The 21,623-nt window shown below is 43.4% G+C and carries 17 protein-coding genes; 8 read left to right on the forward strand and 9 right to left on the reverse strand.

Annotated features, from left to right (window positions below):
• Positions 1-65: 65 nt before the first annotated feature.
• From AAEY88_RS06605 to AAEY88_RS06615, 3 genes are all read right to left on the reverse strand, one after another.
• Positions 66-1,754, reverse strand: coding sequence for a sigma-54 dependent transcriptional regulator (locus AAEY88_RS06605; protein ID WP_350560689.1), 1,689 nt, complete (start codon positions 1,752-1,754; stop codon positions 66-68).
• A 73-nt stretch (positions 1,755-1,827) separates the two neighbouring features.
• A complete protein-coding gene (locus AAEY88_RS06610; protein ID WP_350560691.1) occupies positions 1,828-3,627 on the reverse strand; it encodes a HAMP domain-containing sensor histidine kinase in 1,800 nt (599 codons plus the stop codon).
• 56 nt (positions 3,628-3,683) lie between these two features.
• Positions 3,684-4,319, reverse strand: a complete 636-nt coding sequence (locus AAEY88_RS06615) for a response regulator (RefSeq protein ID WP_350560692.1) — start codon at positions 4,317-4,319, stop codon at positions 3,684-3,686.
• 428 nt (positions 4,320-4,747) lie between these two features.
• On the opposite strand from AAEY88_RS06615, the gene AAEY88_RS06620 reads away from it, so the two are divergent.
• Positions 4,748-5,818 carry a serine hydrolase gene (locus tag AAEY88_RS06620; protein ID WP_350560694.1) on the forward strand — a complete coding sequence of 357 codons (1,071 nt, stop codon included), beginning with the start codon at positions 4,748-4,750 and terminating at the stop codon, positions 5,816-5,818.
• Between the two features lie 116 nt (positions 5,819-5,934).
• The gene (locus tag AAEY88_RS06625) at positions 5,935-6,618 is read left to right on the forward strand and encodes a thiamine phosphate synthase (RefSeq protein WP_350560696.1); all 684 of its coding nucleotides are present in this window, start codon (positions 5,935-5,937) and stop codon (positions 6,616-6,618) included.
• 180 nt (positions 6,619-6,798) lie between these two features.
• Here the strand turns inward: AAEY88_RS06625 and AAEY88_RS06630 are convergent, their stop codons facing one another.
• A complete protein-coding gene (locus AAEY88_RS06630; RefSeq protein WP_350560698.1) occupies positions 6,799-7,128 on the reverse strand; it encodes a TraR/DksA C4-type zinc finger protein in 330 nt (109 codons plus the stop codon).
• Between the two features lie 361 nt (positions 7,129-7,489).
• Between AAEY88_RS06630 and AAEY88_RS06635 the strand changes: the two genes are divergently transcribed.
• From AAEY88_RS06635 to ruvB, 5 genes are all read left to right on the forward strand, one after another.
• Entirely contained in the window at positions 7,490-8,704 is a 1,215-nt protein-coding gene (locus AAEY88_RS06635; RefSeq protein ID WP_350560700.1) for a phosphoglycerate kinase, read from the forward strand.
• Between the two features lie 251 nt (positions 8,705-8,955).
• Positions 8,956-9,354: a hypothetical protein gene (locus AAEY88_RS06640; protein ID WP_350560702.1), complete on the forward strand. Its 399-nt coding sequence runs from the start codon at positions 8,956-8,958 to the stop codon at positions 9,352-9,354.
• 330 nt (positions 9,355-9,684) lie between these two features.
• On the forward strand, positions 9,685-10,722 hold the full coding sequence (gene fba / locus AAEY88_RS06645; protein ID WP_350560704.1) for a class II fructose-bisphosphate aldolase: 1,038 nt from the start codon (positions 9,685-9,687) through the stop codon (positions 10,720-10,722).
• A gap of 182 nt (positions 10,723-10,904) precedes the next feature.
• Entirely contained in the window at positions 10,905-11,525 is a 621-nt protein-coding gene (gene ruvA, locus AAEY88_RS06650) for a Holliday junction branch migration protein RuvA (RefSeq protein WP_350560706.1), read from the forward strand.
• 158 nt (positions 11,526-11,683) lie between these two features.
• The gene (ruvB, locus tag AAEY88_RS06655; protein ID WP_350560708.1) at positions 11,684-12,664 is read left to right on the forward strand and encodes a Holliday junction branch migration DNA helicase RuvB; all 981 of its coding nucleotides are present in this window, start codon (positions 11,684-11,686) and stop codon (positions 12,662-12,664) included.
• A gap of 76 nt (positions 12,665-12,740) precedes the next feature.
• Here ruvB and AAEY88_RS06660 read toward each other — a convergent pair whose 3' ends face one another.
• The 5 genes from AAEY88_RS06660 to AAEY88_RS06680 form a co-directional block, all read right to left on the reverse strand.
• Positions 12,741-14,153: an FAD-linked oxidase C-terminal domain-containing protein gene (locus AAEY88_RS06660; RefSeq protein WP_350560710.1), complete on the reverse strand. Its 1,413-nt coding sequence runs from the start codon at positions 14,151-14,153 to the stop codon at positions 12,741-12,743.
• A 128-nt stretch (positions 14,154-14,281) separates the two neighbouring features.
• The gene (locus AAEY88_RS06665; RefSeq protein ID WP_350560712.1) at positions 14,282-15,943 is read right to left on the reverse strand and encodes an AarF/UbiB family protein; all 1,662 of its coding nucleotides are present in this window, start codon (positions 15,941-15,943) and stop codon (positions 14,282-14,284) included.
• 61 nt (positions 15,944-16,004) lie between these two features.
• Positions 16,005-16,703 carry a hypothetical protein gene (locus AAEY88_RS06670; protein WP_350560714.1) on the reverse strand — a complete coding sequence of 233 codons (699 nt, stop codon included), beginning with the start codon at positions 16,701-16,703 and terminating at the stop codon, positions 16,005-16,007.
• A gap of 68 nt (positions 16,704-16,771) precedes the next feature.
• The gene (gene ubiE / locus AAEY88_RS06675; protein WP_350560716.1) at positions 16,772-17,878 is read right to left on the reverse strand and encodes a bifunctional demethylmenaquinone methyltransferase/2-methoxy-6-polyprenyl-1,4-benzoquinol methylase UbiE; all 1,107 of its coding nucleotides are present in this window, start codon (positions 17,876-17,878) and stop codon (positions 16,772-16,774) included.
• A gap of 191 nt (positions 17,879-18,069) precedes the next feature.
• The gene (locus AAEY88_RS06680; RefSeq protein ID WP_350560717.1) at positions 18,070-18,783 is read right to left on the reverse strand and encodes an FFLEELY motif protein; all 714 of its coding nucleotides are present in this window, start codon (positions 18,781-18,783) and stop codon (positions 18,070-18,072) included.
• Between the two features lie 375 nt (positions 18,784-19,158).
• Here AAEY88_RS06680 and AAEY88_RS06685 point away from each other — a divergent pair, with 375 nt between their 5' ends.
• Positions 19,159-20,889 (forward strand): ATPase, encoded by a 1,731-nt coding sequence (locus AAEY88_RS06685; protein WP_350560719.1) that lies wholly within the window; start codon positions 19,159-19,161, stop codon positions 20,887-20,889.
• Positions 20,890-21,623 lie beyond the last annotated feature (734 nt).

Raw genomic sequence — 21,623 nt, forward strand, 5'->3', positions numbered from 1 at the left:
CAATAGTGGTACTGTTTGTTTAAACGGTTATTAGTGAGTTTTATGAATAACATGTCACCTAAAGACTACTCATTATCCTGCTTGTCGTCAATTTCTAACTTCTTCATCCGATAGCGTAAGGATCGAAAGGTAGTGCCCAGTAGTTCAGCTGCCTGGGTCTTATTCCAATCGGTCTTTTTAAGCGCCGTAATAATTAGACGCTTTTCTTGGTCTTGCAGATAAACTTCTAGGCCTTTTTGTGGCAAATCGGCTTCAGATGCGCTTACTAATGATGAGTTACTATTTATCTCCTCAATAAATGGCTGTTGCTGACGGCGGTCTCGATTATAGACAGAGGGTCCGTTGGTATGATTGGCGCTAGAAGTAGACGCTTGAATAGCTGATGAGTACTGTTGACTATGAGCACGATACGGGTGCAAGTTATCAATGGCTTGACCGTTAGTCGCTTTAGCGCTTTGCTTTGAGTTGTCCGGTTGTACTGGCGCTGACTGGTTATCTAGAGCAGTACTATCTTTAGTCGCTATATGTTCATCAGTAGCCATATCATCATTAGAAACTGTGTTTTCGTAATGATCAGTAAGTTCAGGCAGCCCTAAATGATCGCTATCAATCGTTGACGTTTCGGCTAAGGTTATCGCACGTTCAAGCACATTGCGTAGCTCGCGGACATTACCATTAAACTCATAGTATTGTAGTCGCTGGCAAGCTGCCTCTGTTAACTGTGGCGACGTATCTAATTGCCATTCCTCAGAAATTAGTGCCAAGAAGTGTTTGGCTAAGGCTGGAATGTCATCACGACGGGCATTAAGGGTGGGCAGTTTAACCTCAATGACGTTGATACGGTAATATAAATCTTGTCGAAATCTGCCACTTTGTACCAGCTGACTCAAGTCTTTATGAGTAGCTGATAAAATACGAATATCTACAGGCACTTCTTTAGTATCGCCGATAGCGCGTACGGTCTTTTCTTGAATGGCACGTAGTAGCTTAACCTGCATTACTAATGGTAAATCTGCAATTTCATCCAAAAACAGCGTACCACCATTGGCCTGTTGAAACAGACCTTGCTTATCAGCGACCGCGCCAGTAAAACTGCCTTTCTTGTGACCAAAAAACTCTGACTCCATAAGCTCCGAAGGAATAGCGCCACAGTTTACGGGTACAAAACTGCCGTCACGGCGTGGGCTCAAATCATGAATCAGTCTGGCTACTACCTCTTTTCCCGTTCCCGAAGCACCCGATAAAAACACTGGAGCTTGTGATCGCGCTAATTTTGTAATGGTATTTTTAAGAGTACGCATTACGGCTGAGTCGCCGATTAAACGACTGTCTAATAGCTGCTGTTCTAACGTACGCTCGGTAGTTGCTTGGGTCTCATTATTTTGTTGAGTAACGGTAACTTTGAGAGCGTTTTCAACCAATTGGCGCAAACGTGGTAGCTCAAGGGGCTTATTTACAAAATCAAAAGCGCCAAGCTTCAGGGCTTCAATTGCTAGATCCATGCTGCCATGTGCAGTAATGACTGCCACTGGTGTATTGGAGCTATTACTAATCTGCTTAACCAACTCCAACCCTGAGCCATCTGGCAGCTTTAGGTCAGTTAAGCAGAAGTTGTAAGTATTGTCTCGCCAATAGGCTTTGGCTTGCGATAGGGTATAAGCGACATCACTTTTAATACCCATTTTAGTTAAGGTGATTTGCATCAGCCGGCATAAATCCACTTCATCATCGACGACCAGCGCTGTTGCTGTCATATGTTACCTCGTTGGTGTTCAATTGGTACAAAATATTAAAAAGTAAAGTAATGGCATAAACGGGTTCTATAGCCTATTTCCCTATAAGCAGTGCCGTTTCTATAGCAGGTACAATCAAGCGAAAGCAGGTTTTTTTATGCTCGGGCACATACAGTAAATGAGCATGATTGGCTTCACAAAATGCTTGAGACAAATATAGCCCTAAACCTGTGCCTGCCTTATCGGTAGTAAAAAATGGATTGAATAAATGTTCTAAGTCAGCGGTGTCAACGCCCGAGCCATCATCTAAAACATCGAGTATAACATCGTTCTGAGCGGTATGAACTTCGATTTCTACATAAGCATGAGGGTGAGCGTAGCTGCTATGACGCAAGCCATTATTAATCAAATTTATTAAAACCTGTTCTAACTGCTGGGTATCAAACTGGATGATTGGCTCAGCATAAAGACGCAAAAAAACATCATGATCGCGAAAATAGCTGTCTAAAAACTTCGATAACCAAGGTGCAAGGGCTATTGATTGCTGATTAGACTGTTGCTGCCGAGATAGTTTTAATACGTCCTCAATAATTCGATTAACGCGTTTGGTCTGCGCAAATATCATGTTATACAGCTCATAATTCTCTGGTGTAGGGATAGATTTAAGCTCAGGGTCGGTAGCATTATCAGGGTCCGTACCGCTAGCTATTGGTGCATTTATATCCTCCATCAATAGCTGGCTAGCCTGTGAAATTGCAGCCAGTGGGTTACGGATTTCATGAGCGATACTGGCCGTTAATTGTCCAAGAGAAGCCAGTTTTAATTGTTGAGCGCTGGCTTGTTCACGGCGTAAGTCCTCAAGGAATATCAGTTGGCTGGCATCCTTTAGCGGAATGACCTGTATACGCAATTTACCTATAGTAGACGCCCTTGCAGCAGCGGGTAATTTATAAATAAAGGTGTGAGACTGCCCCGCTGGTACTGCCAAACAGCTAGTGAGTAATGCCGCATGCTGCTCAATAAGCTGCCGTTGAAAGTCCGCAAACGGATCGTTATAAGGTGATAATTGGTCTGTCATGCGCTCTTTTTGACCAATCGCGCTGATAGAATCTTTCTCGCTTATTGGGATCATATTAGAAAGAGATGCTTGCATTGCAGAGATGGCGAGCAGTTGATAGGTGGCTTGATTGGCGAGAACAATACGCTGCTTATCAATTACGATAACGCCGTTAAGCATCTGACTGATAACTTCTTGGTTGATCGTATTCAGGCGTTCTACTTCTTTTGCTTGCCGCGCTGCCATTTTCTCGACATGTACTAAGCGCTGCGAGATAGACCAGCTTAAAAATCCCACTATCAAAAAGCTTGCTGACATCAGCAGTGCGTCACCTAAGTTAGCCAAGCTCATACGATTTGCAATCGCATAAAAGAATTGCTGATAAATAACAAAAATAATCGCCAGTAAGGTGATAATCAGCGCATGTGAGCCCTGTAATAACATAAAACTTGCTGCCACTACCACCATATAAAGCATGGTGAGCTGTAGATCAGGTGCCCCATCGGTATATAGCAGTAAGCTTAAGATAATGACATCTAACGCCAACCCTAAAGCAAGTTGCCGCCGTGGCCGCTTCGATATTACAGAGAATAGCACTAGTAAAATCAAGCTCAACAGCACATAAAAAATAAGCGTAGTTTGCTGTAATAAGCTTGGTAGTGGAAAACTACTATCCGTTTTGACTGTGACATAGAACATCAACATATAAAATATACTGACAATCAGCCGATAACTGCTATAAATGAGTCCAAGCTTACGTAGCTGTGGGGAAGGCAAGGTATCAGCTTGTTGCAGATAGTTGATAATAGTGTTGATGGCTTTAGAAGCAGAGGTCATAAGAGGGCCGAGGGATAAATATTAAGTGTTTAAAAATATTTTATGCAAAACTATATTCAGGGCTGAATCAAGCCATGACGAATCGCTAAATGAGTCAATTTGACATCACTATCGACACCGACTTTCTCGTAAATACGGTAGCGATAGGTATTGATAGTTTTGACACTAACAAATAATTGATCGGCAATTTGTTGCGGGCTCTGACAATTAACCACCATCATTGCTACTTGTTTTTCGCGATCACTTAATAGCTCAAATGGTGAGGCGGCGTTGTCCGAGAGTAGCACTTCCGCCAGTTGTTCAGCGACATCTTGGCTAAAATAACGCCCTCCTTGGTAGACTTTTTTGACCGCTCGTATCATCTCATCAAGCGGCGTACCTTTGGTAATATAACCATTGACTCCAGCTTTAAGTAGCATCGATGGATAAGGTTGAGTAGATAAACTACTGACCGCCAAAATTTTAATGCCCATATTAAGCTGTACTAAGCGCTTGGTGGCTTCCAGCCCGCCAATATTGGGCATATTGACATCTAATAGCACCACATCAGGACTCAGTTGTTTGGCCAACTTAATTGCCATATCGCCACTGTCCGCTTCGCCCACAACTTCGATATCCGTGCTGTCAGATAACATACGGCTGATGCCCATTCGTACCAAGTCATGATCATCTACTACTAATACTCGAATCATAATTTTACTCTTTGCTGTCTAACAGAATAGTATGCTTTAGGGTAAAGTTACCCTATTAGCTCACGTTAATAGTTGATACTCAAATAACTAATATTTAAATATTTAGTACTTATTACAAGTACATTATTAGTGTCGCTATGTGTATACTAACGTAAATAGGTATCCCTTGAAATTATCGAATATTGCTCAATTGTTAACATATATTGCACAAACCCAAAGTGAATGTAGCAAAGTTTGCCCAAAGCAATAAAACTTTTATGAAATAGCTCCACCAGATTAAACTTAAACACAAATCATGATACACTAAAATTACAAAAACTATATACGAGTACTTCATAAGAGTACTTGCAAACGCATCCATAAACGCTACGTATTTGAATCGGGTTAAAATTTCTACAATTGACGCGATACGAGTAGCAGGGGGAAGAATGAAACAACTACCATTAACCAAACAGCAATTAATCGCTGCCATGATTTCGTTGAGTTTGGGCAGTGCTGCACAAGCCGCACTTACTATTAATGGTAGCGCTGATTCTAGCTCTAGTGCGCGTGTTAGCTGGGGCGGGGCCGATAGCCTATCTGAAGCCCGTAATATCATGTATAGCCCTAACGGCTCAGCCATTAAAAAAGTCGATAATGGTTCTGGCACTACCAGTATTACCAATGCTAATAGCTATGGTAGTAGTAGCAATAGCTATAAGACCACCTATCGCGGTAGTTTTGGTAGCAGCAATATGCTGCCGATCAGCACAGACTCACGCAGTGTAGCGGTCATTGACGCCGAAACAGGCGAGTCTATCTATGAAAAAAACGCGGACGCTGCCCGTCCGATGGCCAGTATTACCAAGCTGATGACGGCTATGGTGGTTTTAGATGGCGGCCTCGATATGCGTGAAGAAATTACGCTAGATCCGGAAGATTTCGTCGGCCCCAAACGCGCCAGCTCACGCTTAGAATCAGGTGATCGTATGAATCGTGCTGAGCTATTGTTAATGGCATTGATGAAATCAGAAAATCCTGCCGCAAAAAGTTTAGCGCGCAACTACCCAGGCGGCTATTCTGCTTTTATGCGTGCAATGAATAGTAAAGCTAAAGAATTAGGCATGAACACCGCCTTTTTTGGTGACCCAACGGGTCTTGATAAACGCAACGTTGCCTCGTCGAATGACTTGGTAAAAATGGTACGTGCTGCGGGCAATTATGATGTGATTCGCCGCTTCTCTACTACTAAGAGCTATGACTTCTTCGTTGCTAATTATTCTAGTGGTAACCGTACTTATAAAGCCAATAATACCAGTAGCTTAGTACGTTCAGGTGACTATCCCATTGGTATCTCCAAAACTGGCTTCATTAATGAGGCTGGACGTTGTGTGGTCATGGAAACGCGCGTTAATAACCGTCCTGCTATTATTGTCATCTTAGGGGCGAATAGTTCAGCCACGCGTTGGGGCGATGCTAAAAATATATTAAGTAGCCTTGCTACCCGCCGTACCGTATAGAAACAGTTGATATATCATTTGACAATGATTAAGTACTTAATGCACTATCATTTATAAAAGAAGGCTGTTATATGGCATAACGGCCTTTTTTTTGTCTTAAAATCAAGGACAGTTGAATGACTAAGTTAACAGCATCCGTATTAAAAACGCCGATATTAAAAGCGCCTAAACTTTATTTGCTCACTAATGATGATGAGTTTGAGCTGCTTTATGCCAAACTGGAGATCGCTTTAGCGACAGGACTGATAGGCCTATTACAAGTCCGGCGCAAGCAGATGTTGGCGCTGCCAGATGGTCAAGAAAAACTCTATAATGAAGCAATAAAAATAGTTGCTTTAGCCAAAGAGTACCGTGTTCCTGTAGTGATTAATGACGATATAACCATGGCAGCTAAGCTTGGCATTGGTGTGCATTTAGGTCAGCAAGATGGTGACATTAGTGAGGCCAAACGGCAATTAAACGTCGATCAAATTATCGGGCGTACCTGCCACGGTGATATTGAACTTATCGAAGCGGCACAAAACGATGGTGCAAATTATGCTGCAATGGGTGCCATATTCGTCTCCAGTACCAAACCTAATGCCAGTACTATTTCCCTTCAGCAGCTTATCGATGGCTGTCAGAAAAAGATTGATATTTGTATCATTGGTGGATTAACGGTAGAAAATATCAGACAACTGGCAGGTTTACCGATTAATTATATTGCGGTCGTTGGCGATATTATGGATTTACCAGTTGAAAGCATTGCGAAGCGCTGTCGACAGTGGCAGCAAGCTCTGAATGATTGGTCTGTCGTTTAAATGCGCCTTAAGTTTTTAAATTTATATTATAGTTAAAACCTTAAATAATTATTGTTTTGAACAATGATAACTTTGAACAGTTATAACCCTAATCATTGAAAAGCACGCAAAGTCATGCGCGCCTATCCCGCAAAAATTGAGAAAAGTAGGGTTTATAGTAAACCAACCATATCACACCATTTATTTTGCATGTTCCATACATAAGGTGGCGTAAGGAACGGCTTCCAAACGTTGTTTTGGTATCTCTTTGCCACATACTTCACATGCACCATAAGTACCATTTTCAATATGGCTTAGCGCGTCTTGAACATAGCTAAGGTTTTGTTGTGCTTCTGCCGATAAGAGTTGACGCGTATCATTTTGACGAATAGAGATTGCTTGATCTTCCCAATCTTTATTAAGCTCATCTTGTGGGTTTTGAATGTCATATTTTATTTTAGCAATACGGGTCTCATATTCTTCTTTGAGTTCTAACAGCTTTTGTTTGGCAGTGTCTAAGTCAATGCTCATTATAATCTCCTAATGGGACGTTGTTATTGTTTACTGCTCTATCATAGGGCGGGCAGCTATGGAGTACCACCACGAAATGTTACTGATCTTTTTGATTGATTTTGAGTGACTAAGTACTGGTAGCCGATGATAACTGTTGTTGTTTTAATGGCGATTTTAAAAAGCCAAAGTTACGTTATACTCGTGCCCAATACTCATTGGTCATTACCTACAAGATATGGGTAGAAAACTGATAGAATATAGCGCCTTTTGATTTTGCTAAAAAAGCCTTAACCATAAAAAGTAACTTATAAATACCACTTAACAAAGACAATACATCATAAATTAATAGATAGATTAATACATAGCATAGGAGCAGGTAATGAATTTTTTGCGTATGAGTGAGCTAACGTTAGCAGATAAAGTGGTGTTAATTCGTGAAGACTTAAATGTACCTATTAAAGATGGCAAAGTAACGAGTGATGCGCGCCTGCAAGCCAGTTTACCCACCATAAGAATGGCGTTAGATAAAGGCGCTGCAGTCATTATTTGCTCGCATTTAGGACGTCCAACAGAAGGTGAGCCTGAAAAGAGATATTCGTTAGCGCCGGTTGCTGACTATCTAACCGATAAGCTGGGCGCACAGTTGTCACAGCCGGTAACGCTTAACTGTGACTATCTTACTCAAGGCGTCACTATCAACGCTGGCGACGTGGTGTTGTTAGAAAATGTACGCTTTAATAAAGGTGAAAAGAGAAATGATGCGGTGCTAGCAAAAGCTTATGCTGATTTATGCGATGTGTTTGTGATGGACGCTTTTGGTACTGCGCACCGTGCCCAGGCATCAACTGAGGGTGTTACTCAGGCTATGCGTCAAGCTGACAAGACGGTTTGTGCAGGTCCGCTGTTGGCTGCAGAGCTTGATGCGTTAAGCCACGCACTTGAAAATCCTGCTCAGCCAATGCTGGCTATCGTTGGGGGCTCAAAAGTATCCACCAAGCTTGAAGTCTTGCACAGTTTGGCTGAGCTTTGTAGCCAAATTATTGTTGGTGGCGGTATTGCCAATACTTTTTTGGCAGCACAAGGTCACAATGTAGGTGCTTCTTTATATGAAGCAGATTTGGTTGAGACTGCACGGCAGATTATGAATAAAACGGATATTTTATTGCCTGAATATGTCGTAGTCGCTGACAAAAATGACATCGACTTTGCAGACTTTATCGGCTCATTGCAGCAAGCTTGTGCAACGGTTAAGGGCGTTAATAGTATTGGCGAAGATGATATGATATTAGATATTGCACCACAAAGTGCTGAAAAAATGGCGGAAGCCATTGCTAATGCTAAAACTATTTTATGGAATGGTCCGGTTGGGGTATTTGAAGTTGATGCTTTTAGCGCGGGTACTGAAATTGTAGCAATTGCAGTACAAAATAGCACCGGTTTTTCTATTGCTGGTGGTGGTGATACGCTCGCAGCCATTGATAAATACCAAGTAGCTGATGGCGTCAATTATATGTCAACGGGCGGCGGCGCGTTCTTAGAATTTGTAGAAGGTAAAATATTGCCGGCAGTGGCGGCATTACAGATTGAATCCTAGTAGCGGTGTTGCAGACTAGTTATCTAGTAACATTACGCGTACAACCTTGAGTCAGCATCTAAGGTAGGCTGTGAAAATAATACGGTGGCCGACACAGCTAAACTGTTAATTCAAAAGCGAATAGTCAACCGCCATTATTAAGCAGTTATTATTTGTTAATATACTAAAAATTACTATTGCATGTCTTATTTGCACTCTATAAAATAGCGCCACCATGTATTTTGACATGCATTATTTACAAGAGGTTTATTATGTTAAAACGTCATTTGTTACTTGCTAGCATTCTTGCTGGTACTTTTGCAGTCACTGCATGTAGCCAACAAACTGAAGAACAAGCGGATGCTGGCAACGTTGAAGCTGCTGCTGAGAGCGCTGGTGACGACGTCGCAGCGGATACTGAAGTTGCCACAGCTGAAGCTGAAGTTGCCGCTCAAGATGCGGGCGCTGAGCTTGCTGATGGTGCCCAAACTGCCGGTGCTGTCGCTACTGGTGCAGTAGTAAACACTGGCGAAGTAATCGCTGATGGCGCGAACAAAGCCGTTGAAGGTACTGCCGAAGCCGTTGCTAAAGGTGCTGAAAACGTTGCTGCAGGCGCAAATGATGTGGCTGCTAATGCAGAAGAAAAAGTTCCTGCAGATCAACAGTACTAATTTTACTAAACAGTTAATGCCTCAACACTTAACAAGCCTTGGTAATGCCAAGGCTTTTTTGTGTTTATCAGTCTGTGGATTTTATGGTTTGTTCGAGTCACTAATTTAAGTTACTAACAAGAAAACGGGTCAGACAAATAAATAGTCTTGCAACAGCTGCGAAGGGGTGACAAATTTTGCTATAATCACCACGCAATCAGGACTATCAAAAACAATTGAGTCTTTTATCGATCTACAGTGGTACCACTATTTTAAAGCAGTGGTTTTAGGCAATTGTTGCAAAACCTTGTAATCAAAAATCATTTTCAAAATCCAATCAGAGAGCGTTTTATGGCCTTAATCTCCTTACGTCAACTGTTAGATCATGCTGCTGAACATAGCTACGGTGTTCCTGCTTTCAATGTGAACAATTTAGAGCAAATGCGAGCGATTATGATGGCAGCTGATGCCTGCAACTCACCAGTGATTGTACAGGCCAGTGCCGGCGCGCGCAGCTATGCTGGATCGGCCTTTCTACGGCATTTAATCATTGCAGCTATTGAAGAGTGGCCACATATTCCAGTAGTAATGCACCAAGATCACGGCATGTCAGCGGCAATCTGTCAGCGCTCAATCCAGCTTGGTTTTTCATCAGTTATGATGGATGGCTCGCTCGGCGAAGATGGCAAAACCCCAATGGATTATGACTATAATGCTAGCGTTACTCGTGAAGTAGTCAAGTTAGCACACGCTTGCGGTGTCTCTGTCGAAGGTGAAATTGGCTGTTTGGGTAGTCTTGAGACTGGTATGGCCGGTGAAGAAGATGGTTCTGGTGCAGAAGGGGTGCTCGGTCATGAACAGCTTTTGACTAGCGCCGATGAAGCCGAGCAGTTTGTTAAAGATACCAATGTTGATGCGCTAGCGATTGCTATCGGAACCAGCCATGGTGCTTACAAATTTACGCGTCCACCGACAGGCGATATCTTGTCAATTGAGCGGGTAAAAGAGATTCATGCTCGTATTCCAAATACTCACTTGGTAATGCATGGTTCTTCATCAGTGCCACAAGAATGGCTAAAAGTCATTAATGAATATGGTGGTGAGATTGGCGAAACTTATGGCGTACCAGTCGAGCAAATTGTTGAGGCGATTAAACATGGCGTGCGTAAGGTCAATATTGATACTGACTTACGTCTAGCATCAACCGGTGCGATTCGTCAATATTTAGCGCACAATCCTAGCGACTTTGATCCGCGTAAATATTTTAAAGCGTCGATGCAAGCGATGTCTGATGTTTGTAGCAATCGTTTTGAAGCTTTCGGTTCTGCTGGTCAAGCCGATAAGATCCGTCCGATTAGCCTTGAAGGTATGGTTGATTTTTATCAATAAATCAATGAAGACGAGTAACTTATCGCTAGTCTAATTTAAAATGAATACAGCATGACTGGGAGAATTTTTTAAAGCCTCTGGAATGATAACATTGCACAGTAAGCAAAAAAATCTCTCCCAAATGCGCGAGTTAATAACTCTTATTTATTTTATGTCTCATTTTTTATAATAGGTAGTGAGTTATGATAGGACTGATTACTGGGCAAGTGCAGTACTTAATGGCACCGACTGCTTGTGTAATGACTGCCTCTGGCGTGGGTTATGATATTGAGCTGCCGTTACCCTCGTTTTGTCAGTTACATGTCGATCAACAAGCAAGTATCTGGACGCATTTTCATGTACGTGAAGATGCTCAGCTGCTTTTTGGTTTTATCGACCGTAAAGAGCGCGATGTGTTCCGGCAATTGATTAAGATTAATGGCGTTGGTGCCAAAATGGCACTAGCGATGTTGTCTGCTATGTCAGCGGCTGAGCTTAAAATGCATGTTGAGCAAGATTCTGAGACCGCATTAATGCGTATACCTGGTATTGGCAAAAAAACCGCTCAGCGCTTATTGATTGAGCTTAAAGACAAACTCAAAAATATTGAGGTTGATGATAGCTCCTTAGAGTTTAGCAGCCAGTCCGTCGCTGTATCTCATGAAGGCAGTATCGTTGCTGAGGTAGAAGGCGCACTGATCAGTTTGGGCTATAAAGAAAAAGAAGCCCAGCAAGCGATTAAAGCGGCGAAGAGTAATGGCCATGTTTTTGCAGATACGCAAGGGTTATTAAAAGCAACGTTGCAGCAGCTGTCTGGGTTTTAGCGCTGTTAAATTTAGTTTATTAAGACCTATCACCCTAAAAATAAGCGACACTATCTGTCGCTTATTTTTATTCTGTCAGTTACTTTATGGCGTTTTTGCATGACTTATCCATTAGGTTTGGTTATGCTATTTATTCCTTCTATATAATGATAAAACCTATGACCGAAGACCGTTTGATTAATCCGCTTGAAGGGGCAGGTGACGCTCCTGATGCTAACATTCGCCCCGCATTATTGGCTGAATATATCGGTCAGCCGGTGGTACGTGAGCAAATGGAAGTTTTTATCGGTGCTGCGCGCGCGCGTGATGAGGCATTAGATCATACCTTGATTTTTGGCCCGCCTGGTCTCGGTAAGACCACTCTAGCCAATATTATCGCTCGTGAGATGGGTGGCAATCTGCGTGCAACCTCTGGGCCAGTATTGGAGCGCGCCGGTGACTTAGCCGCGATGTTAACCAATCTGGAAGCTGGCGATATTCTTTTTATTGATGAGATTCATCGCCTGAGTCCCGTTATCGAAGAAATACTCTATCCAGCAATGGAAGACTTCCAGCTAGACATTATGATTGGTGAGGGACCGGCTGCGCGTTCTATTAAGCTTGATTTGCCGCCATTTACGCTGGTGGCGGCGACCACGCGGGCAGGATTATTGACTTCGCCGTTGCGTGATCGCTTTGGTATTGTTCAGCGTCTTGAGTTTTATAATGTCGTTGATTTGACTACCATTGTTAGCCGGGCGGCACGTTTGATGCGGGTACCAATGAGTGAGGATGGTGCCGTTGAGATTGCACGTCGTGCTCGGGGTACGCCAAGGATTGCCAACCGTTTATTACGCCGGGTTCGGGATTATGCGGAAGTGAGAGCCGATGGCCGAATCAACGGTGACATTGCTGCTAGTGCACTAGATATGCTGGCAGTAGATCGGCGCGGACTGGATCATCTAGATCGGCGTTATATTGAGATTTTACATGAGCGCTTTGATGGTGGTCCTGCAGGAGTCGAGGCGGTAGCAGCAGCGATGGCTGAGGACCGGGGAACACTTGAAGACGTGATTGAGCCTTATCTTATTCAACAAGGTTACGTGCTACGAACCGCTCGTGGACGGGTATTGACCCAGATGGCCATTGATCAGATGTAATAGCTTTTTCATAACACCCAATAAAAAAACCTACCATTGAAAATTCAATAGTAGGTTTTTTTTATTGGGTGGTTCACTATACCAATGGCTGTGGCCATATCTTACCAGGATTTAAGATATTCTTAGGGTCAAGGGCGGACTTAATCGCTTGCATCATAGCAACGGCATTGCCATGTTCTTGAGCCATATATTTTTGCTTACCCTGGCCGATACCGTGCTCACCCGTACAAGTGCCGTCCATTTCAATAGCACGCATCGCTAAACGACTAATAATACCGTCAGCGGTCGCTACTTCTTCTGGATTATTAGTATCTACCAATAATAAAACGTGAAAGTTACCATCGCCCACATGGCCAACGATAGGGCCGATCATGCCTGATTCTTCGACATCTCGCGCCGTGGCGCTGACGCACTCAGCTAAACGAGAAATAGGTACACAGGCATCAGTAGATAGGGCGCTGGCTTCTGGTCGTAGCGCGGAGCTGGCATGATAAGCGTTATGGCGCGCTTGCCACAAACGTTTACGCTCAGCCTCATTGGTATCCCACACAAAATCCGTACCGCCAAACTCCTCAATAATCTCCGTAAAGGTTTGCGCTTGTTCGCGGACACTGGCTTTGGTACCATGAAACTCAACGAACAATGTCGGGGTCTCAAGCAGATTGAGATTGGCATACTTATTACAAGCTTTGATCTGCAAGGCGTCGAGCAGCTCAATACGAGCAATCGGCAGACACATCTGAATGGTTAGCATCACCGCCTGACAAGCGTCTTCAATAGTCGTAAAATGGCACAGTCCGCTACCAATACTTTCGCTAATTCCAAACAGTTTGAGCGTGACCTCAGTGACGATACCCAGCGTACCCTCAGAGCCGATCATTAGGTGTGTTAAGTCATAACCTGCTGCCGATTTCTTAGCACGCGTACCAGTGCGAATAATGTCACCGGACGCTGTAACCACCTCAAGAGCGAGAACCACATCTTTCATGGTGCCGTAGCGCACAGCATTGGTACCGGAGGCGCGAGTCGCAACCATACCGCCAATACTGGCATTGGCACCTGGGTCTATCGGGAAAAATAAACCCGTATCACGCAGATAGTGATTCAATTGTTCACGGGTGACTCCAGGCTGCACTGTGACCGTAAGGTCTTCATTATGTACCTGCAATATAGCGTCCAGTGCATGCATGTCGATACATAGGCCACCATAAGGCGCGTTCAGCTGGCCTTCTAAAGATGAGCCAATACCGAAGGCAATCACTGGCATTTGATATTGATTGCAAATCTTTACTGCTCTCGCGACGTCATGTTTATCATGGGCGGTCAGCACTGCATCCGGTGGCTGATTGGCAAGCCATGTCATAGTATGACCATGCTGCTCACGTACGGTTGGATTAGTGCTAATCTGCTTGCCAAACTCTGCTTGTAGAGCAGTGATGGCGATGCTGTGATCAGAATTAGGTGGAGTACTGATTTGAGCAATAGACATAGATGACTTCTTTAGATATAGAGTATTTTTAATCTTAAATGACTTAAGCTGGGGTGGCGAATACTGACCGTATTGAGCTCATTATCAATTTATATAGGATATCAATAACAAGCAGATTTAAGTTTAATTTAAGCCAGTATTCGCCAAATGACTACTAGTACTGCTAAAACATAGAAAATAGGGGACAACCAGCTGACTACTTGGGTGGCAATGGCAATACCTGTCCCAAACCCTGCCAATGCTATCCAATCACGGCGGCGGTCATTAAGCATATCAGCGCGTATTTGCTGTATTTCACGCAGTTGACTGTCTTGCCGCGACCCTTGAGAGGCTAAACTTTGCAAACCCTGATCGAGCAGTTTGGGAATGTCAGTGCTGGATAATAAAATCTCTGGTAAACGCTCGCGCAACTGTTGCAAATTACGCATTGGATCCAGCTGCTCTTTAATCCAACCGCTCAAAATAGGCTTAGCAAGTGACCAAATATCTAAGTCAGGATATAAGTCGCGACCAAGCCCTTCGACATGGACTAAAGTTTTGAGTAGCAGCATGAGCTGCGGCGGAATACTCATATGATGACGACGGGCGATATCTAGTATTTGCATTAGTACGCCGGCAAAATCGATTTCATTAATAGACTTCTGCAACATGGGCCCAACGGTGCGCTGCATATCACGCATTAAGGCATGCTTATCGGTATTTGGCGGTATCCACCCTGCACGACTGACAATATCTACCAAAGCGGTGAAGTTATTATTCATGACCGCTAGCAGCATCCGCGCCACAATCAGCTGGTCGTTTTTGGATAAGGTACCCATGATAGCGCAGTCAAGACCAATATAGCGCGGCTCATGCCCCAAATCAACGGGCGATATATTATTGGGTAACGTCTTAACAGGCGGTGTTTCTACGAAAACATTCCCTGGATGCATATCAGCATGGAAAAAGTTATCACGAAATACTTGGGTAAAAAATATGGTTAGGCCTTTCTTTGCGAGTGCTGCGCGATCATAGCCGAGTTGGTCGAAGATTTGAATCTGCGAAATAGGCACGCCTTGAATGCGCTCCATGACCATCACGTTTTTGGCAGCGTCATAGACTTCTGGTACATACATCAATGCTGACCCTAAGAAGTTATTACGCATCTTCGTAGTATTGTCAGCCTCTAAGGTTAAATCTAACTCATTAAGCATCACTTGCCGATAGTCCTCGACAATATCAATGATATGTACTGCACGCGCCGCTTCTATACGTGCTGACACCCAATTAGCAAGTGTACGTAGTAGCTCAAAGTCCGCAATAATAGTGCTACGTATATCAGGGCGGACGACTTTTACCACCACTTCGCGACCATCATGTAGTGCGGCAGTATGAACTTGGGCGATGGAAGCCGCTGCTAAAGGTTTGATATCGAAGCGTGCAAACAGGGTCTCAATAGATTGACCTAGGCCCTGCTTAGGATCTTGGATTTGAGCGATAGCAATATCAGAGGCAAAAGATTTGACTTGATCTTGCAGCTGAATTAACTGCTCAATAATCTCAGGTGGCACCAGATCTCGGCGAGTAGAGAGCAGCTGGCCGAGTTTTAAAAATAGTGTGCCCATGTCCTCTAATGCGTACTTGATAGCATTTGGCTGATGCTTTTTGCCCCAAGCAGCGGGATGGAGCCGAATCAAACGTGCAAGCGGTTGTAGCTGCGGCGAGTCTTCAACAGAAAAATGGGTGTCAATCCGGTAGCTTGCTGCGATGCGCCAAAGCTCAAGTAGACGGGCACGATGAGATAATAGCATGGGCGATAAACAACTCTAAGTGGGTACTTTGGATAAATATGCGAATAAACGGATAGATGGATTACCTGTTATTGGTTAAGCGTGCTTGTTCGGCCTTAATGTGAGCCAATCTTGCTTCCTCACGCTCGACATCAGCACGCAACTTCAATAATTGCTGCTTTAAATCATCCGTTTGTGCTTTTTCGATAGGATCAGGAGCAGTATTACCTGCCACATCGTTGGCCCAATCACTGACATCATCAAAGGTGTGCTTGGCCGTATGGCGAAAACTACTTTTGAGCTGTGATATGAGCAACTGTAACTGGCTTGCCATGGGTTTACCAATAAGGGGCTCGAGCTGTCCGGCCACGTCGGGATCGAAGCCTGCTACTAATTGTTTCAGCTGCATCAATACTTTGTAGTCGCCAGCAATCGGTAAATTACCTTCAGCGCCGCGCATTAAGTTGAGTAATTGTGCAGGATTTTCAATATTAATAGTACAGTCCGGACTACTGCGACCAATCCGACCTCTATTGAGATCAGCGTATTGGCGTTCATCGTCATGCTGGCCACGCGGCTCAAATACGCTGTCTGTAGTGACTGGCTCAAAACGCAGGCGTTCATGATTGAATAAAATATCTAACTGTATCTCCGGCATGGTCATATTGAGCCGCAGTACTTTACCAGCAAGTGGTGTAAGACCGGCTTGAGTAATCTCATCACTAGCAATGGCCATATTAATAAGCTTTTCGGCGCCTGCCAAAAGTAATACCGTTAGCATAATACTCTCACATGTTGAATAGGATATGTGGTTATCACTCTTTAGTGATGGGCAGTGATGAGCGTTACTTAAGCTTTAAAGCCGCGATGTACAGCCACAATACCTGCTGTTAAGTTATGATAATCACAATTCTCAAAGCCCGCTTGCTCCATCATCTGTTTGAGCGTTTGCTGATCAGGATGCATCCGAATCGATTCGGCTAAATACTTATAGCTCTCTGAATCGTTAGCGACCAGTTTACCCATTATCGGTAACGCGGTAAACGAGTATAAATCGTAAGCTTTTGATAATGGCTCAAAGACAGGTTTTGAAAACTCTAATATTAATAGTCGACCACCGGGCTTAAGTACCCGATACATAGCGCGTAGTGCCGCATCTTTATCGGTGACGTTACGCAGACCAAAGCTAATAGTCAGTAGATCAAAGCTTTCATCGTCGAACGGAGCGAGGGTTTCCGCATTGGCGAGCACAAAATCCACGTTATTGCAGCCAGCATTAATCAAGCGTTCACGGCCAACCTCTAGCATCGCGGCATTGATGTCGGACAGTACTACATGACCGCTACGACCTACCTCACGGCTAAATACTTTGGCTAAGTCGCCCGTACCACCAGCGATATCGAGCACATGCTGGCCGGCGCGTACCCCAGATAAACTGATCGCATAACGCTTCCATAAACGATGAATACCAAATGACATTAAGTCATTCATAATGTCGTATTTTTTGGCAACTGAAGTGAACACATCGGCCACCCGAGCTTGTTTTTCTGCTTTATTAATCGTCTTATAGCCAAAGTGGGTCTCTTCTGCGCCATCAGTATCAGAGGTGTGTGGATTATTGATATCATCACGCTGGTTAAAGGCCGTTTGTTTTGCGGTTTGGGTATTAGGCTGCGCTGGTGCGCTGGTATTGGTAGAGCTATTTGGTATGGTTGTTTGTTGACCTTGCGGCGTACCTGTTGGTAGGTCCTGCACTTGAGTAAATTCAGCGGAATGGCTGCTATCGGTTGCGGTATTACTTGAAGTATCAAGTACAGGACTTTGACGCGCTTGAGCTTGTGCGCTGATATGTTGTTTGTGGACAATACTGTCTTTGACCAATTGATCTTGAATGTGGCCATTTGCGCTAGGCTGGTAATCTGGATTGGTGTTCTTATTGTTCAAGGCGTCAGTCATGGGATTATCCTGTTGCTTGTTTTTCAATGGTTATTTTGAGTTATCAATATTATCTGTTTTTATTGAAGTTTTTTTTGTTCATTGAGCTTTTTATTCATTCAGTAAAGCAACCAATTAAGCGCTAATATCAATGAACACTTAATTGGTTTGTTATGGTATTTGTTAGGTCATTTATGACACTATTTATTACGCTATGATACACCAAACACTTCTGTTTTGCCGTCATTATCCGATGCATGTACTTGATCAATAATCATCAGCTCAAGCGCGCAAAACGGATCAATAAAACCACTGACGCTATCAAGCGGACGCATGGCAATAAAGCCTGAATCAATAAAGTCATACAGCGGTTGATAGTTATGTCGATACGCAGTACCTTTAGCAAGAGCAAAGGCCTTTTGCAAAAAGAAAGAGTTAATATACTTATCAGTGCGATAGCAAACCTCTTTTAGATTACCAATTTGTGCTCGGCGTTCGTCATCCTCATTGACCGCGCGATAAGCGGCAAGCATAGTGTCCTCATTAACGGGTAAATCTTGCGCCATTAACCACTCAGCTAAATGCAAATCTAACTCAATCGCTAGAATAGCCGCCTGAATAGCCATGCTACCGGTTTCTAATGCAGACTCCTTAGCAAGACGCTCAAGTTTCTTGGCTTTAGGAAGAATACGTGCCAACTGTTCAGCTAATAGCTTAAACTCATCACCGCCATATAATTGAGTGAGAAAGTAATCGGCCATCAGTTGATTTTTTGGTTGTTCAAACACCTCACTGTGGGTACGTTGAATGCGAGCCCGTTGCCATGTTTGTACCTCACTGAGCCTAGCACTAAGCTCAGCATCTTGGTGATACGGTAGCGACCAAAAACGTTTCAAATGGTTTTGTAGCTCGGATAAAGCAGACATGGCAGGCAATCCTCTGTAAGTCAATATGGGTTGTTGAGCAAGGTAATTTTAAAATGGGGGTCGTAAAAGAGCGGCAGTTCTAAAGCTCATAATACTACCGCAAAAAACTGCTAATGAGCATCAATGTAAAGCATAGCACTATAGTAGGTCACCTTAAAAGAAAATAAGACAGAATACAAAGGTCAAACTGTTACATAGCAAGGTTATTAATGGGCTAGGGTAGTGACTGCTATGTTAATGGAGGTTAGTAGTTGAAGCGTTACCAATTTGATGACAAGGTTTTGATGTTTTTGCTATAACAAATACTATCATCGTTGTTAATATTAATGTATTAATAACAAGATAACCGCTAATCACAATATACTGGGATTGAGTATGTCCAAAAATAATAATTCTACAGAACAGCCATCACTGCAAACGGTGAGTGATCAATTCAGTGAGCAAGTGGTTCATCAACGTTTAACGCCCAATCCACTCAGTCCGTTTTCGATGGATAAGGATGCACTTAGATTGGCTCTAGTCACTGCTCAATATGCGCTGAAAGCAACACGGCAACAGGCGCCGCCGACTGCCAATAAGCCAACAGGGCTACTGGTGCTGGTTAATGGGATGGAGCAAGCAGGCAAGGGAACGGCAGTCAAACAATTACGGCAGTGGGTCGATCCGCGATTACTAAAGGTCGAGGCAACGATTGGTTATCCACCGCTGGCCCATCAGCCTATCTGGCAAGCACATACTAAGGCCATGCCGCGTCATGGTGATGTGATGGTTTATTTTGGCAACTGGTATGCTGACTTGCTCTATAACGTCATGCGTATCGCGGCAGAGATGACTTCTAGCGATGAGAACAAGAGCTCTGAGGATAAAGGGTCGAAAGGCAAGTCTTCAAAAAGCAAATCTTCTAAAGATAAGGTCTCAGCTAAACCCTTACCCATTGCTAAGTGGCAAGACTATTTGCAACAGCAACTTATTGAGCTGCAAGCCTTTGAGCACGATTTAGCAGCCAATCAAACCAAGCTGCTAAAATGCTGGTTTCATGTGGACGACGATACCTTGCGGGCACGTTTAAATGACGAAGCAGCAGATCCACAGTTTTTATATCAGATTGACTGGAGCGATGATGACGTTTTAGCCGCATTTAACCAGGTTGCCGCAACTTTGCTTCGGCAACAAGGCGACTGGGTTATTATTGATGGGGGCGATAAAGCACAAGCGACGCTCAGTTTTTGTCACGAAGTACTACAGGCGATGCAAGAGGCGCTAGTAAGTAGTAGAGCGCCTACTACGACTATATTATCGGCAGCCGATAAAGATACAAGTGCCAATCATAAACATTTAAATAATGAGTACTTAGCGTCTAGTCCAGTCGCTTTTGAACCCGTAAAGATTCCTAAGCAATTAACAGATATCAAAGATCCTGACTTAGATAAGTCTGACTATCATGATCAGCTGGCAGCCAAACAAGCGAAGCTTGCTGAACTGTTACGTGCGCGCGATGGTCGTCATATAGTCTTTGCTTTTGAAGGAATGGATGCTGCTGGGAAGGGAGGAGCAATCAAAAGGCTAGTAGCACCCCTCGATCCACGCGAATATCAGATTTACAATATCGGCGCACCGATGCTGTATGAGCTCCATCATCCGTATTTATGGCGATTTTGGACCCAACTCCCTAATGAGCAAACCGATCGTATGAGCCGCACCGCTATTTTTGATCGAACTTGGTATGGCAGAGTATTGGTTGAGCGCATTGAGCAGTTGGCAGATGCTCTTGAATGGCAGCGCGCTTATGACGAGATTAATCGCTTTGAGGAGGACTTGGTAGCAGCTGGGACTATCGTCATTAAATATTGGTTGGCCATCGATAAATCAGAGCAACTAAAGCGCTTTGAGGATCGGAGTGAAACCCCGCACAAGCAGTTTAAATTAACCGATGATGACTGGCGCAACCGTGATAAATGGACAGATTATGTACAAGCGGCGGCTGACATGCTGGCACGTACTGATACGGAAGCAGCACCTTGGTGCGTGGTTGCGACCAATGACAAGCGCCGTGCGCGTTTGGATGTTTTGGATCATGCTATTACGCAACTAAAAGAACGCTTATAAATATAGTCTGCCCGCTATAAAATTGCTGTGCCTTCTATAATTATTGTGGCTCTATAAAGTCACTACATTATCAGTCTCGTTCGCTGTCGCTGTTTTGATAAGCTAAATTTAGTCTGTGCTCGACTTTCTTATATTTATAAAGTTTTAGAGTGACTATGCTATTTTTATCAGCTAATTTATGTTTTTATAAGCTAATATATACAATTTTCTTTGACAATTCACTATGAATACTCATAATAGGGCGGGTAATAAGTAGAGGCGCTATTCCTTTATTTATTCTGACCGGCTCTATGGTATTAACAAGATATCTGGGTAATACATCTACAGTTACAAATCTTGCAGTATCATCATGCATCGTACACGTTTATTTAATATAATAGGCGCGTGATAGCCACTACTAGATAAGAAGATGATGTAAAAAATTCATTATTTATCTTGGTGAACCCGAGATTTTAGGCATCACAACTGACATCATTATGATCCAATCTATCATGATCAAATATTTAAGCCGCAAGATGCTCTAATCTAATGATTTGGCATTATCACTTGCGGCTTAATGGTATGTTTATATTGAAGGACGTGATTTTTATAGTACGTTTATATACGCAATACTCTTACAATGAGTGTAAATGGACGTTTAAGACGCTTTCAACCTATGTTTTAAAACAGTAACTCAACATAGTAATTCGAATAACCACGTTGCGCGCATGCTGCTTTGATGTCAGTTGGTTGAC

Origin of the sequence: Psychrobacter sp. CAL346-MNA-CIBAN-0220, assembly GCF_040309805.1 — a bacterium.
In the GTDB taxonomy this organism is placed as follows: domain Bacteria; phylum Pseudomonadota; class Gammaproteobacteria; order Pseudomonadales; family Moraxellaceae; genus Psychrobacter.

Excerpts from the sequence above, each read along its gene's own strand:
- AAEY88_RS06605 (WP_350560689.1), bottom strand. The coding sequence starts at position 1,754 with ATGACAGCAACAGCGCTGGTCGTCGATGATGAAGTGGATTTATGCCGG.
- AAEY88_RS06610 (WP_350560691.1), bottom strand. The coding sequence starts at position 3,627 with ATGACCTCTGCTTCTAAAGCCATCAACACTATTATCAACTATCTGCAA.
- AAEY88_RS06615 (WP_350560692.1), bottom strand. The coding sequence starts at position 4,319 with ATGATTCGAGTATTAGTAGTAGATGATCATGACTTGGTACGAATGGGC.
- AAEY88_RS06620 (WP_350560694.1), top strand. The coding sequence starts at position 4,748 with ATGAAACAACTACCATTAACCAAACAGCAATTAATCGCTGCCATGATT.
- AAEY88_RS06625 (WP_350560696.1), top strand. The coding sequence starts at position 5,935 with ATGACTAAGTTAACAGCATCCGTATTAAAAACGCCGATATTAAAAGCG.
- AAEY88_RS06630 (WP_350560698.1), bottom strand. The coding sequence starts at position 7,128 with ATGAGCATTGACTTAGACACTGCCAAACAAAAGCTGTTAGAACTCAAA.
- AAEY88_RS06635 (WP_350560700.1), top strand. The coding sequence starts at position 7,490 with ATGAATTTTTTGCGTATGAGTGAGCTAACGTTAGCAGATAAAGTGGTG.
- AAEY88_RS06640 (WP_350560702.1), top strand. The coding sequence starts at position 8,956 with ATGTTAAAACGTCATTTGTTACTTGCTAGCATTCTTGCTGGTACTTTT.
- fba (WP_350560704.1), top strand. The coding sequence starts at position 9,685 with ATGGCCTTAATCTCCTTACGTCAACTGTTAGATCATGCTGCTGAACAT.
- ruvA (WP_350560706.1), top strand. The coding sequence starts at position 10,905 with ATGATAGGACTGATTACTGGGCAAGTGCAGTACTTAATGGCACCGACT.
- ruvB (WP_350560708.1), top strand. The coding sequence starts at position 11,684 with ATGACCGAAGACCGTTTGATTAATCCGCTTGAAGGGGCAGGTGACGCT.
- AAEY88_RS06660 (WP_350560710.1), bottom strand. The coding sequence starts at position 14,153 with ATGTCTATTGCTCAAATCAGTACTCCACCTAATTCTGATCACAGCATC.
- AAEY88_RS06665 (WP_350560712.1), bottom strand. The coding sequence starts at position 15,943 with ATGCTATTATCTCATCGTGCCCGTCTACTTGAGCTTTGGCGCATCGCA.
- AAEY88_RS06670 (WP_350560714.1), bottom strand. The coding sequence starts at position 16,703 with ATGCTAACGGTATTACTTTTGGCAGGCGCCGAAAAGCTTATTAATATG.
- ubiE (WP_350560716.1), bottom strand. The coding sequence starts at position 17,878 with ATGACTGACGCCTTGAACAATAAGAACACCAATCCAGATTACCAGCCT.
- AAEY88_RS06680 (WP_350560717.1), bottom strand. The coding sequence starts at position 18,783 with ATGTCTGCTTTATCCGAGCTACAAAACCATTTGAAACGTTTTTGGTCG.
- AAEY88_RS06685 (WP_350560719.1), top strand. The coding sequence starts at position 19,159 with ATGTCCAAAAATAATAATTCTACAGAACAGCCATCACTGCAAACGGTG.